The organism is Cellulophaga omnivescoria (genome assembly GCF_027915275.1).
GTDB classification, from domain to species: Bacteria; Bacteroidota; Bacteroidia; order Flavobacteriales; family Flavobacteriaceae; genus Cellulophaga; species Cellulophaga omnivescoria.
The window spans coordinates 3,564,329-3,577,255 of the sequence record NZ_CP115819.1 but is presented as its reverse complement, the minus strand read 5'-3'; the positions used below and the strand labels follow the sequence as shown (position 1 = coordinate 3,577,255).

The 12,927-nt window shown below is 31.0% G+C and carries 12 protein-coding genes; 2 read left to right on the top strand and 10 right to left on the bottom strand.

The genetic code is table 11. The annotated features are described in order from the left end of the window. Both PBN93_RS15730 and PBN93_RS15725 read right to left on the bottom strand, forming a co-directional pair. Entirely contained in the window at window positions 1–1,311 is a 1,311-nt protein-coding gene (locus PBN93_RS15730) for an ABC1 kinase family protein (protein ID WP_271081086.1), read from the bottom strand. Window positions 1,312–1,315: 4 nt separating this feature from the next. Next, the gene (locus PBN93_RS15725; protein WP_271081085.1) at window positions 1,316–1,975 is read right to left on the bottom strand and encodes a TetR family transcriptional regulator C-terminal domain-containing protein; all 660 of its coding nucleotides are present in this window, start codon (window positions 1,973–1,975) and stop codon (window positions 1,316–1,318) included. Between the two features lie 188 nt (window positions 1,976–2,163). On the opposite strand from PBN93_RS15725, the gene PBN93_RS15720 reads away from it, so the two are divergent. Then, entirely contained in the window at window positions 2,164–3,015 is an 852-nt protein-coding gene (locus tag PBN93_RS15720; RefSeq protein WP_271081084.1) for a hypothetical protein, read from the top strand. Between the two features lie 107 nt (window positions 3,016–3,122). Beyond that, window positions 3,123–3,968 (top strand): DUF2911 domain-containing protein, encoded by an 846-nt coding sequence (locus PBN93_RS15715; RefSeq protein WP_077404515.1) that lies wholly within the window; start codon window positions 3,123–3,125, stop codon window positions 3,966–3,968. Window positions 3,969–4,050: 82 nt separating this feature from the next. Here the strand turns inward: PBN93_RS15715 and PBN93_RS15710 are convergent, their stop codons facing one another. The 8 genes from PBN93_RS15710 to PBN93_RS15675 form a co-directional block, all read right to left on the bottom strand. Next, the gene (locus PBN93_RS15710) at window positions 4,051–5,760 is read right to left on the bottom strand and encodes a sodium:solute symporter (RefSeq protein WP_077404512.1); all 1,710 of its coding nucleotides are present in this window, start codon (window positions 5,758–5,760) and stop codon (window positions 4,051–4,053) included. A 109-nt stretch (window positions 5,761–5,869) separates the two neighbouring features. Beyond that, on the bottom strand, window positions 5,870–8,368 hold the full coding sequence (locus tag PBN93_RS15705) for a PIG-L family deacetylase (protein WP_271081083.1): 2,499 nt from the start codon (window positions 8,366–8,368) through the stop codon (window positions 5,870–5,872). A gap of 121 nt (window positions 8,369–8,489) precedes the next feature. After that, window positions 8,490–9,533, bottom strand: coding sequence for a magnesium and cobalt transport protein CorA (locus PBN93_RS15700; RefSeq protein WP_077404506.1), 1,044 nt, complete (start codon window positions 9,531–9,533; stop codon window positions 8,490–8,492). A 12-nt stretch (window positions 9,534–9,545) separates the two neighbouring features. After that, complete coding sequence (locus PBN93_RS15695; RefSeq protein ID WP_077404503.1) at window positions 9,546–10,091, bottom strand: mechanosensitive ion channel domain-containing protein; 546 nt, start codon at window positions 10,089–10,091, stop codon at window positions 9,546–9,548. After that, window positions 10,088–11,023, bottom strand: a complete 936-nt coding sequence (locus PBN93_RS15690; protein WP_271081082.1) for a septum formation inhibitor Maf — start codon at window positions 11,021–11,023, stop codon at window positions 10,088–10,090. The genes PBN93_RS15695 and PBN93_RS15690 overlap by 4 nt, the downstream gene beginning before the upstream one ends. Window positions 11,024–11,057: 34 nt before the next feature. Further along, window positions 11,058–11,648, bottom strand: a complete 591-nt coding sequence (locus PBN93_RS15685; RefSeq protein ID WP_271081081.1) for a Maf-like protein — start codon at window positions 11,646–11,648, stop codon at window positions 11,058–11,060. Continuing rightward, window positions 11,649–12,176: a KdsC family phosphatase gene (locus tag PBN93_RS15680; protein ID WP_271081080.1), complete on the bottom strand. Its 528-nt coding sequence runs from the start codon at window positions 12,174–12,176 to the stop codon at window positions 11,649–11,651. Next, window positions 12,160–12,924: a Rossmann-like and DUF2520 domain-containing protein gene (locus PBN93_RS15675; protein ID WP_271081079.1), complete on the bottom strand. Its 765-nt coding sequence runs from the start codon at window positions 12,922–12,924 to the stop codon at window positions 12,160–12,162. Before PBN93_RS15675 ends, PBN93_RS15680 begins: the two co-directional genes overlap by 17 nt. Between the last annotated feature and the right edge of the window lie 3 nt (window positions 12,925–12,927).

Genomic DNA, 12,927 nt, shown 5'->3' with positions numbered 1-12,927 from the left:
TTAGAGCAATAAATAGTTGTTTATTTTAATGTCTTTAGATTTTAAATCAAACATTAAATTATAAAGTCCAAAAAATGTTCTGTTTATATAAATAAAGTGTTTAGAGCCTCTATTTCCGTTCATTTTACGCAGTTCTGTACTTTTGCTATACTTTTCTCCTAATTCTGCAATTTGATTAAAGAAAACAGGGTCCGAAAAATCAAACGTTTCATTATGGAATGGTTTTGTAAATAAACTTAACATTTCATAAAAAAGATCAGAGAAAAAAGCTATTTCTTCTTTAGTATCCTCTTCTTTTAATATTTCTAATTGATGCATTCTTTGTGAAAACAAAACAGGATTATTAATAATTTCTGGTTTTGCCAATTCAAAATAGGGTATGTAAAAGTCTGTTGGCACTTCTTTTATACATCCAAAATCTAAAGCAATTAATTCTCCTTTGTTAGATATTAAAAAATTGCCAGGATGTGGGTCTGCGTGTACTTTACGTAGAGCGTGCATTTGATACATATAAAAATCCCAAAGGGCTTGTCCAATTACATTGGCTTTCTTTTGATCGCTATTATGGGCAGTAAATTCACTTAGGTGTTCTCCTTTCATCCAGTCCATTGTAATTATGCGCTCCGATGAAAATTGCTCATAATACTCTGGGAATTTTAAATTTGGTATATGCTTACAGGCTTTGGCCATTTCTTTACTTTGCTTAATTTCTAGCAAGTAATTTGTTTCTTCTATAAGCTTATTTTCTACTTCCGAAAAATATTTATCGGAGTCCTTTCCTTTAATATTAAACATTTTTATGGCTATAGGCTTTACCATAGCTAAATCTGTAGATATACTATCTGCAACACCTGGATACTGAATTTTAACTGCTAGTTTTTTGCCATTGGCCTCTGCGTAATGCACCTGTCCAATACTAGCTGCGTTTACAGAGTTTACATTAAACGTATCAAAAATTTCGTTTGGAGTTTTTCCAAAATATTTTTTAAATGTTTTTTGCACCAGAGGAGCAGATAACGGAGGAACGGAAAATTGAGCAAGAGAAAATTTTTCTACATACGCCTGTGGCAGTATGCTTTTCTCCATACTTAACATTTGTGCCACTTTTAAAGCGCTGCCTTTAAGCTGCTTTAAACTGTCATAAATATCTTCTGCGTTATTTTTGTTCAATCGCTCCTTAGCTTCAGTTTCAGTCTTGGTTAATTTATCTCCATAATATTTTAAATAATTAACACCAACTTTAGCTCCTGTTGTAACTAGTTTACTAGCACGTTGTATTTTAGATGTAGGTATTGTATCTATAGTTTTCATAGGCTTACAAGTTCATATTAACTTTTTCTTTATAAATAAACTTTCCTAAGTCTATAATGCTTTGCAAAGGTTTAGTGTCTAGCAAATCAAACGTAGTATTAACGCTTTTTTCAATAAAAATATCGGTTTTTTCAAAAGATGAAGAAGTATCATCTAACCAAAATTTAATAGTAATTAATAACTGCAACCAAGCAGATTCAATAATTGTTTTTTGCTGAATTTTTTCTAACTTTTCTTGTTTAAGGTCAATAGTCTCAATTTCTAAGGATGTAATGTATGTAGCAAAACTCTTTTTAAGTGAAGATAACATACTTACATTTTTTAGTTTGTTTTTATGTTTACTAAGTGCATAAACAACATAACTTCTATTAGCTGTAAGCATCTCAAAAAAAGTATAGTAAAAGCTTAGTAACTTAGTACGGCTATTAAAATCTTCATAAGCTTTGTCTGCCTTTAAAGCTCTTATTGTGTGGTTGTAAAACGCATTAAATACTTCTTTTTCTAATGTCTCAAAAGAATTGAAGAAATTATAAAAAATAGCTTCATCAAAATTATTGGACTTAGAGAACTTGTATACAGAAGACGGTTGCTTTTCGTTTTCTAATACATAATCCATATAAAAACTGATAATATCCTCTGCTGTTATGTTCTTTTTTTTTGCCATAATTTTTGTATTTCTTAAACAAAGATACAAAAATGTCTAACTAATTATTAAAAAGATTAGACAAAAATTTACTTATCCTGGTTTTACTGACGTTTTGAGCATTAAAATGTTATGTTTTACTTAAAAGTATTTATGGTTTTATAACTTACACTTAGTTTTGTAGCTAATTGTAAACTAAGTATTTATTGATGAAGATTAAAATAGTATTCTTATATATTTCTGCTCTGTCCTTGGGTGTGCTTTTTGGACAATTAAGTAGCACTTTGGTAGGCGTTTTGCCCGATGCTGTTTCCGAGTCTTCAGGTTTACTTTATTATGATGATACGTTAATTACTCATAATGATTCTGGTAATGCACCAATTTTATATCAATTAAATAATAAAACACTTAAGATAGAAAAAGAAATAGAGGTTGTAAATGCTAAAAATATAGACTGGGAAGATTTAGCGCAGGACCTAAATTATATTTATGTAGGTGACTTTGGTAATTATTGGGGAGATAGAGAAGACTTAGTTGTTTATAAAATTTCTAAAGAGGCTATAAAAACATCTAAAAAAGTTTCTGCTGAAAAAATTTTCTATAGTTATCCAGATAAAAAAGACAATAAGCGTAAGGGTAGTAATGACTTTGATGCAGAAGCTATGTTTTATAAAAATAATGAACTTTATATTTTAACAAAGCAGTGGAGAGGTAAAAAAACAGCCGCTTATAAAATACCTGTAAAACCAGGAAAATATATAGCAACAAAAGTAGGGGAATACAATACTAAAGGCTTGGTAACAGGGGCAACATATAATACCAAAAGTAATAAAGTAGTTTTGGTTGGCTACAATATGTTTATGATGCCATTTGTGGTAGAAGTAAACAATAGCACAAATACTAATTTGTTTGCCGGAGTTACAAAAAGAACACAATTAGATATTGGTTTTGTACAAATGGAAGGGATTGCTACCTTACCTAATGGTGGCTACTATATGTCTTCTGAGTCCTTTACAAAATTGGGAGCTAGTGCCAGTATTTACAAGTTAGATGGCAAATAGTTGTTATTTTAATAGCAGTTTTTACTTTATAAAATTTAAGGTTTTGTTAACATTTAAAGGCTTGGGTGTGCCTTAATTTTGAAGAAACTTAAAAAACTATAAATCAAATGAAAAAAATTGCATTACTATTGGTAGCTGTATTTGCCTTAACAGGAGTACAAGCACAAATTGAAACACCACAACCTAGTCCGTTTACTAAAATAGAACAAAAAGTAGGTTTAACAGATGTTACTTTAGAGTACTCTAGACCATCTATGAGAGGAAGAGAAGTTTTTGGTAACCTAGTACCTTATTCTAAATTATGGAGAACAGGAGCAAATAAAAATACAATAATTACATTTAGTAACAATGTAACTATTGGCGGTAAAGAAGTAAAGGCTGGTTCTTATGCAGTATTTACTAAACCAGGAGAAAATACTTGGGAAGTTATTTTTTATGCAGATACAAATAATTGGGGTACACCAAGAGCTTGGGATGAGTCTAAGGTTGCTGCAACAATAAACGCAGAAGTTGTAAAAATGCCTATGAAAATTGAAACATTTACTATGACTTTTGATGACTTAACATCTAACTCTGCTGTTTTAGGTATTTTATGGGAAGATGTTTATGTAGGAGCTAAGTTTGAAGTACCAACAGATAAAACAGTTACTGATGCAATTGCAAAAACAATGAATGGCCCAAGTGCACAAGACTACTATGCTGCTGCGGTTTATTATAAAGAAGCTGGTAAAGATATTAACCAAGCAAAAACTTGGATGGAAAAAGCTATAGGTATGATGGAGAAACCTGCTTTTTACCAGTTAAGACAGCTGTCTTTAATTTATGCTAAAGCTGGAGACAAGAAAAAAGCTATAGAAACTGCTAAAAAGTCTTTAGCTGGTTCTAAAGAAGCAGGTAATGCAGATTATATTAAAATGAATGAAGACTCTTTAAAAGAGTGGGGAGTTAAATAATTTTGATCCTTAGAATATATAACCCGTAAAGCTAAATGTTTTACGGGTTTTTTTAAATTAGAAACCTAAATAAGTATATTTTCTAAATATCTAAATCAGCATTAGTTTTCATCATTCTATCAAAACCTTCTAGCATTGTAGCAATAGAAATTACTAAAGCACAACCAAAAGCATTTAGCCATAAATAAGACATCCAGTCAAAAGCCCAGCCAAATATTACAATAACTTGTGTAATAATTGCAGCTACAAATACCGCATTTCCTTTAACATATTTAAAAAAGAATGCTAGTAAAAATATGCCTAATACGTTGCCGTAAAAAATAGAACCTATAATGTTTACCAATTGTATTAAATTATCAAACAAGCTAGCTACACAGGCAATTAATATGGCTAAAATACCCCAAATTAGTGTTAGTACTTTAGATGCTTTAACGTAGTGTTCTTCTGTCTCTCCTTGTTTAATGCTCCTTTTGTAGATATCTAAAGCGCTAATAGTACCCAAAGCATTAAGTTCTGATGCTGTAGAAGACATAGCGGCAGATAATATTACAGCCAGTAAAAGACCTATAATTCCTTGTGGTAAATAATTTAGTATAAAGTGAATAAATACATAATCTGTATCATTTGTTTCTACAGAATCATCTGCTTGTTTAATTAAATTTTTACCAGCGTCTCTCCCTAATTTTTCTTGTGCATTTAAAGCTATTATTTCTTGCTTAGCTTTTTTTTGAGCGCTACTGTTATTTTGGTCTATTGCTACAGATAATTTATTTTGGGCAACTATTTTTTGCTCTGTTATGTACTTGTGTTCTTCCTGTAAAAGTTTGTAGTCTTCAGCGTGAATAGAGTTTTCTACTTTAGCAGTAGCAGCAGGATTAAAGTTTAAGGGAGATACGTTGTATTGATAAAATACGAATACCATTACACCAACCAATAAAATAAAAAATTGCATTGGAATTTTTAAAATACCATTAAATATTAAGCCAAGCTGACTCTCTCTTACAGATTTACCAGATAAATACCTTTGTACTTGACTTTGATCTGTACCAAAATAAGACATAAACAGGAAAAATCCACCAGTTAATCCGCTCCAAACAGTGTACCTACTTTGTGTGTCTAAACTAAAGTCTAAAATATTTAATTTATCACTTGCACTTGCAACCTTTAAGGCTTTGCTAAATGTTATATCGTCTGGTAAATAATCTAAAATAAAATAAAAAGCTACAAACATACCCAGCATAATAATAAACATTTGCTGTTTTTGGGTAACGCTTACTGCCTTTGTGCCGCCAGATACGGTGTAAATTATAACCAGAATGCCAATTAAAATATTCAAAATTCTTAAATCCCAACCAAGTACTGCAGATAAAATAATAGAAGGAGCGTAAATGGTTATACCAGCAGCTAAGCCACGCTGAATTAGAAATAAAAACGCAGCAAGTGTTCTGGTTTTAACGTCAAACCTGTTTTCTAAAAACTCATAAGCGGTGTATACCTTTAGTTTGTGATATAATGGTACAAAAACCATACATATTACTACCATAGCTAATGGTAAACCAAAGTAAAATTGCACAAAGCCCATTCCTGAGTTATAGGCTTGTCCTGGTGTAGATAAAAATGTTATTGCACTAGCTTGTGTAGCCATTACAGACAACCCAATTGTCCACCATTTAGACTGGTTGCCGCCTAAAACATAATCGTTTACATTTTTACTTCCTTTTGTTTTGTATACGCCAAAACCTACAATAAATAACAGTGTTCCTATAAGTAAATACCAATCTATTTCTGCCATACTAATTGTAAATTTTCATTATTATAAAAAAAACAATGGCATACATTAAGTTTAAAAGTAACACCCAAGAATATTCTTTTTTCCAAATAAATTTATCTTTCATAGTGTTTTATTCTTTTTTAGGAAGTGATAATAAATTGGCAAATAATTTATATGCCCCTGGTACACCGGCAGGTAATTCTCTAAAAAAACTAATTCCCGTATATACGTAATTTCCTTTTCCATAAGCAGCAATTAAAATACTACCTTTTTTTGCCTCTTCTCCTTTATCTGCCATTGCTAAAATAGGAGTAAATTCTTTACCCCATTTGTTAGGAAAGTATAAACCACGTTCTTGTACCCAATTGTTAAAATCGTTTGCAGTAATTTTATTTGGAGTGTTTACCACAGGATGATCTTTTGCTAAAATGGTAACTTCTGCAAACTCATTAGTAACTCTGTCTCTAGATAGCTCTAATGGGTAAGGAGCAAGGTTATCTACTCCTAATTTGCTGCGGCCGGCTGTATTGTATTGAATAACTAAATTACCGCCGTTTTTAACATAGTCTAATAAAAAGTGTTGTTTAAATTTTAATTCATCTACCACGTTGTATGCTCTAATACCAACTACAATGGCATCAAAACCTTTTAATGAAGCAGTGTTGATGCTGTTAGGATCTATGGTAGAAACATTGTAGCCAATTTGCTCTAAACTCTCAGGAATTTTATCTCCTGCACCAGTAATGTATCCAATGTTTTTTCCTGTTTTTTTAATGTCTAAACGTACTACTTTGGCTTCAGACGGTAATAAAACAGATTGTGTAGGTATGTGATCATAAGATATCACTACAAGCTCTTTATTAAGTTCTTTACCATTAATTTTTACAACCGGTAAAATAGAACCTTCAGATTCGCTATTTGGAGGCGTAACAGTAAATGTAATTGTTTTTGAGTCTCCGCGTTTTTTAATATTAAAATTTTGCTTTGCATTAGCTACTTTCCATCCTTTAGAAAAAGTTAATTCTATTTCGCCAGAAATATCATTTGCTAAAGCCTTAACTGTTACTGGTATTTGTTTTGAAGATTCATCAGAAAAAATAATAACTCTATCTTTTATACCAACACTAGCTTCCGGTAAAACTTCAAAAGGTCTGTACAATTCTCCTTTGTCTGGTTTAGAGTAGTGATAAACAACAGGTTTAGTAATAGTTAAAGTGTAATTGTTAATACTAAGTTCAAAATCTGCATTAAAAGCTCTTGGTGTCTCTGGTTTGCCTATTAGTTTTTTATCTTTTACAGTGTACATACCTAGTGTACCTTTTTCCATTAACCAATAAGGGCTAGTGTATTTTGTATCTGCTGGTACAGCAACATCTAAAGTTAGGTTTTGCTTTGTGTTGTTTTCTAACAAAATATTAGGTGTTAGGGTAGTATCACCAACGTTTACAGATTTTAAAACAATGTTTGCAGTGCTTCTATTTAATGCTTCTATAGATACCTTAAAGTTGCCACCAGGTGTGCTATTAGTATTATTTGCATTAGCTTCTAAATACAAACCAGCTACGGCTGTAATTATATCTTCTAGCTCTTTTGTTTTAATATTTTTCCAATGTGTATCTTTAGATTTTTGTAAAAGGTTATAGGCTTCTATAAGTTGTGGTAAATGTGCAGAGGGATTTTTAAAGTTAAAGTTTTCTTCAACCTTTTTTAGTATTTTTCCAATAGCAACGCCGCCATCTATTCTAGACCAAGTTGTATTAACACCTTCAAAAATATCATCGCTTTTAGGCATATCGCCTTTTAAAAGTTCTATATACTCATCTTGGCTTCCTCTGGTAGACACTCTACCAAAACCTTGGCATAAATGTTGACTGCTAGCAAGTGCAGCAATTTCATTATTAGATACGCCCAGTATTGGGTAAAAGACACCAACATCTAATTTCATTAGTTTGCTTTTGTCAGCTTTGTTAAAAGCTTCTTCACTACCATAAAACCACCAAGATGTATTAAAAAACATACGTTTTGGTTGCCAAGTTTCTGTTAGTTTTAATTGTTCTGGGTAGGCTTTAGGGTCATTAACCAAATCAAAAGCTTCTACACTTAACATTGCAGATGTAGTGTGGTGACCGTGTGTGGTACCAGGAGTTCTGTGGTTAAATCTATTAATAATTACATCTGGTTTATATTGCCTAATAATTTGTACAACATCTCCTAAAACTTCTTCTTTATTCCAAATAGCTAATGTTTCTTCTGGGTGTTTAGAGTAACCAAAATCATTTGCTCTAGAGAAAAATTGTTCTCCGCCATCTTTACTACGTGCACCAAGTAATTCTTGCGTGCGTAATACACCTAATTGTTCTCTAATTTCTGGTCCAATTAGGTTTTGTCCGCCATCTCCGCGAGTTAAAGATAAATATGCTGTTTTGGCTTTTACGTTGTTAGATAGGTAAGATATTAACCTGGTATTTTCATCATCTGGATGAGCAGCAATGTACAACGCAGAACCTAAAAAGTTTAGCTTTTGTAAAGAGTGATAAATTTCTGTAGACGATTTTTTTTTAGGAGCTTGAGAAAATCCTAAGTTAATGCATAATGTAAAAATTACGCAAGATACCAGTATTTGGCGCATAAATGTTAATTTTGGTTGATGCTCAAATATAACAAGTTCTACGCTTAAGAAAGTTAATTTTAAAGGTTCTTTAACACCATATTTTAACTATTTTTTGTTAATTCTAGTGTCTGTTAATGATTTAAGAAAACCATTTTTTTCTTTTAATAAAAAAAATAGACACCAAAGACACCAAAACCATTACACCCAATAGAATAAAATAACCGTATTCTGTTTGTAATTCTGGCATATTTTTAAAGTTCATACCATAAATACCAGCTAAAAAGGTAAGCGGAATAAAAATTACAGAAAATATAGTTAAGGTTTTCATTACCTCATTAAGTCTATGGTTTTGTATGCTAAACATAAGGTTTAAAGAACTGTCTAATTGGTTTAAGTTAAAGTCAATTTCATCACTCATTAATCCAATTTGCTCTTTAATTTCAATAAAATATTTAATATCAAACTCAAAACAATCAATATTTTCTAGTTGATTTATAGCATCTTTAATACTAATAGTCATCCTTTTAATTTGGTTTAATTGTCTTTTGTTATTTTCAACTTTTAGTGCAAATTCTGGTGTAGGTTTGGTTTCATTTAAATTATCTAAACCAATATTAGCTTCGGTAAGTTTATCATAAGCAATATAATAATTATCTATTATAGCTTCCATTAATAGGTAAAAAAGGTAATCTGCACCTTTTTTTCTAATAATTCCTAAATTTTTTTCAATACGCTCTCTTAAATGCTGAAAATGATCTCCTTCTACCTCTTGTATGCTCCAAACGTAGGTTTCACCAACAACAAAAACCATTTGCTCAAACATTGTTTCATTACTTTCTACAGAATAATAAGGAGATTTTAATGTTAAAAAAAAGCAATCGTCTAATTCTATAACCTTATTCCTGTGGTTGTTATCTATGACAAGGTTTATTAAAAACTCGTCCATATTATTATCTGCAATTATTTTGCGTACAGCTTGTGAATGCTGAAAACCATAAATATTTAACCAAGAAATAACTGATGTATCTTTTGTGATAGATATTTCTTTTAAATCTTCTCCTTTTAATAAACTGTAGCTTTCTTTAGAATAATTAATTAAAGATGAGTTTGCTAAAAACGCTTCAATATTAAACGTTTTTTTATCAGAATAAGGATTTACTTTACGTCTGTTTTTTCTTTTCATACAGTTGCTTATTTAAATATAATCACCCTCTGTGGTATCATCATTATTATCATCTTTATTAATAATTACAACACCTTTTTGTAAAAGTAAATTATTAGGATAGGTAAGAAGTTCACCATTATCTTTTTTTAAATAAATATGATAAGCTTTAATATCTAAAATATCTACTTCCTCTGCAAAATCTCCATCTAGTATTTTTATACGGTCTCCTATTTTAAAAGGAAAAGAGAAAAACAATATTACACCAGCTGTAATATTGCTAAGTATAGACCAAGATGCAAATAATGCTACCCCTAAAACAGCAAATACAGAAGAAAATATTATACCAAGATCTTCAAAATTTACTTGCCAGATATACACAAGTGCTATAAAGCTTATGGCCATATAAAGTATGGTGATATACCTAATAATTAACTTTGTGCGTACTTTATTTATATCGCTTATTCTTCCTATTTTACGAATTGCTTTTGCTGTAACAAACCGTAAAAACAAAAAAGCTAAAACACAAATTAAGCTGTTTATTAATTGATTTTGATGTGCATCTATAAATTCATTCATAATCCTAAACTATCTCTAAAATGTAAGTCTTTATTTCTGTTTTGTTGCCAATAGGCCGTTTGTATTCTTTTGTTTAATGTTGCTTTTGTGGTTAGCATTTTTTTATTGGCACCAAAACCACTAGCGTGTGTTTCTGTAAAGCTTTCTATAGTATGCGGAAAAGCGGTGGTAAATGTAATGCTTAAATTGCGTTGTAACTCTGGATAATTTATACTGTACACTGTTAAATTATCATTATTAGTTACCTTGGCAGTAGCATTATAGGCTTTTAGTTGCTTGTGAGAAAACCTAATGTACTGAAAAGAAGGAATAATAGTTAGTTTGCCCTTTGGTAAGGCATTTGGGTTTATTCTAATTTTTGCCCAAAGATCGTTTTCTAATATATCTTTTTTTAGAGTCAATTTTTCATCTCCTTCACTTTCAAAATAAGAATAAGAAGAAACCTCAAAATTTTCTTTATTGTTTAACTGAGAAAATACTTGTCCGCACCATTCTTGTACAGTATTTGTAATTTTTAATGAAGCAGAATTATCACCAACCGGATAAAAAGTGCTAGACATTACAGAGTACGGGTAAATACCTGTATTAAATTTTTTAGTGCTGTTTAACTTTAAAACAGGAACGCTTGTTTTGTCCGGTTTATCTGCTTTTACTTGTTTTGTAGTATTAAAAGGTTCTGTAACAAAAACCATAACAGCAGAACCTTGTCTTAATTCGCCATATCTAGCTTGTTGTAAATTATATGATGTTATTTCTGCAGTACCATTGTACCAATACTTTTTAAATTGATCAGATAATGGTTTAGGCTCTTCTTTTTCAATAACCTTTTCAGGAGTAACAGCAGCAACATCTTGAGTTTGTATTTTTTCTTTACACGCATTAGATACTAATAGTGTAGCGACTATTATACCTAGTTCAACTAATTTTTTCATAACAAATACATTTTAAGTAAAATTACTTAAAATGTTATGCATTTGCTATAGTTAACAAAGTTTTATACACTAAATGCGTAGGTAAGCCAACAACGTTAGGGTAGGAGCCAATAATTTCTTCAATAGCAATTAAGCCAATCCACTCTTGTATACCGTAAGCACCAGCTTTATCTAATGGCTTGTAGTTTTCTACGTAATATGTAATTTCTTCTAAGCTAAGAGCTTTAAATTTTACTTTAGTAATATGACTTTCTGTAATTTGTTTGTTTTTAGATGTAAAACATACAGATGTTGCTACTTGGTGCCAAGAGTTAGATAGTTTTGTAAGCATTTTAATAGCATCTGCAGCATCTTTTGGTTTTCCTAATTGCTCATTATTATGCCAAACAATGGTGTCTGATGTTATTAAAATATCTTTTTCTTGCAGAGATGCCTTAAAAGGCTCAGCTTTTAGTGCAGCTAAATAATTTGTAATTTCTTCGGCTTTTAAATGATTAGGAAAAACCTCTTCAATAGGTCTAACATCAACCTTAAAGTTAATATCTAATTCTTTAAAAAACTGATGCCTTCTAGGAGAGCCAGAAGCCAATATAATGTTGTAATCTTTTAGTTTTTCAGAAAGCATTTAGTCGTTTTTAGCGCTATAATTATCATTCCACTTGCCTTGTACTTTTAAAACCTGCTCAATAACATCTCTGGCACAACCATTACCTCCGTTTTTTTGAGATATATACTTACTAACGACTTTAATTTCAGGTATAGCATCTTGCGGGCAAGTAGGCATACCAACAAGTTTCATAGGAGGAACATCTGGCATATCATCACCCATATACAAAACATTTGTAGGATCTATGTTATTAGTAGATAAGTACTCTTTTATAGGTTCTATTTTTAGGTGAGCGCCTAAGTAAATATCTTTAACGCCTAAACCTTTAAATCTAGTACGTACACCCTCGCTTGTTCCGCCAGAAATGATACAAACATTAAAGCCTTTTTGTATTGCAGTTTTAAGTGCGTAACCATCTTTAACATTCATTTTACGTAGTAATTCTCCGTTTTCTGTAATAAGTACAGATCCGTCTGTAAAAACGCCATCTACATCAAAAACAAAAGTGGTAATATTATGTAGGTATTCTTTATAACTTTTTTCCATAAGTATTGGTAATAGATTTGCTTATAACGCTGTATATTTCTTTATGCGTATTATTTGTTAGTTCAGTTATATGACGTTGCATAGTACCAATATCATTACGTTTTGCAGGTCCAGTTTGTGCATTGTAAGGAGATAAGGTATTTAGTTTTGCAACGGTTTCTTGTATTAAAGGTGATAAAATTGAGAAAGGTACCTTGTTTGCTTCACAAATTTCTTGCCCAATTTGATACATATGATTGCTAAAATTATTTACAAAAACTGCAGCCAAATGTATGGATTTTCGTTGTTCCGATGATATTTTATGTACACTGTTAGAAACACTTTCTGCCAGTTGAAGAAGTAAAGCTTCATCAGTCTTGTTTTCTGCTTCTATACAAATAGGTATACGCGCAAAATCTACTACTGCTTCTTTACTAAACGTTTGTAATGGGTAAAAAGATCCTTTTCTATTTTTATCATCTAAAACAGATATAGGTACGCTACCAGAAGTATGTACAACTAGTTTGTTTTGTAGTTTTAGCGCAGTAGATAGAGAAATAATATTATCATCAGAAATTGCAATTATGTACACATCTGCATCTGGTAAGTTATTTATGTTAGTAGTTGTATTTACACTATTTTTAAAAGGCAGTAATGCAGTTTCTGTACGGTTGTATAGCATTGCAATAGATACATTGTTTAACGCACTAAATGCATTGTATAAGTGTGTGCCAATATTTCCTAACCCTATAATAACTACCCTAATCATACT

What these genes read in the sequence shown, in the direction of transcription:
- PBN93_RS15725 (WP_271081085.1), bottom strand. Translation starts at nt 1,975, where the DNA reads ATGGCAAAAAAAAAGAACATAACAGCAGAGGATATTATCAGTTTTTAT.
- PBN93_RS15690 (WP_271081082.1), bottom strand. Translation starts at nt 11,023, where the DNA reads ATGAAAAAATTAGTTGAACTAGGTATAATAGTCGCTACACTATTAGTA.
- PBN93_RS15710 (WP_077404512.1), bottom strand. Translation starts at nt 5,760, where the DNA reads ATGGCAGAAATAGATTGGTATTTACTTATAGGAACACTGTTATTTATT.
- PBN93_RS15675 (WP_271081079.1), bottom strand. Translation starts at nt 12,924, where the DNA reads ATGATTAGGGTAGTTATTATAGGGTTAGGAAATATTGGCACACACTTA.
- PBN93_RS15680 (WP_271081080.1), bottom strand. Translation starts at nt 12,176, where the DNA reads ATGGAAAAAAGTTATAAAGAATACCTACATAATATTACCACTTTTGTT.
- PBN93_RS15730 (WP_271081086.1), bottom strand. Translation starts at nt 1,311, where the DNA reads ATGAAAACTATAGATACAATACCTACATCTAAAATACAACGTGCTAGT.
- PBN93_RS15700 (WP_077404506.1), bottom strand. Translation starts at nt 9,533, where the DNA reads ATGAAAAGAAAAAACAGACGTAAAGTAAATCCTTATTCTGATAAAAAA.
- PBN93_RS15720 (WP_271081084.1), top strand. Translation starts at nt 2,164, where the DNA reads ATGAAGATTAAAATAGTATTCTTATATATTTCTGCTCTGTCCTTGGGT.
- PBN93_RS15715 (WP_077404515.1), top strand. Translation starts at nt 3,123, where the DNA reads ATGAAAAAAATTGCATTACTATTGGTAGCTGTATTTGCCTTAACAGGA.
- PBN93_RS15685 (WP_271081081.1), bottom strand. Translation starts at nt 11,648, where the DNA reads ATGCTTTCTGAAAAACTAAAAGATTACAACATTATATTGGCTTCTGGC.
- PBN93_RS15695 (WP_077404503.1), bottom strand. Translation starts at nt 10,091, where the DNA reads ATGAATGAATTTATAGATGCACATCAAAATCAATTAATAAACAGCTTA.
- PBN93_RS15705 (WP_271081083.1), bottom strand. Translation starts at nt 8,368, where the DNA reads ATGCGCCAAATACTGGTATCTTGCGTAATTTTTACATTATGCATTAAC.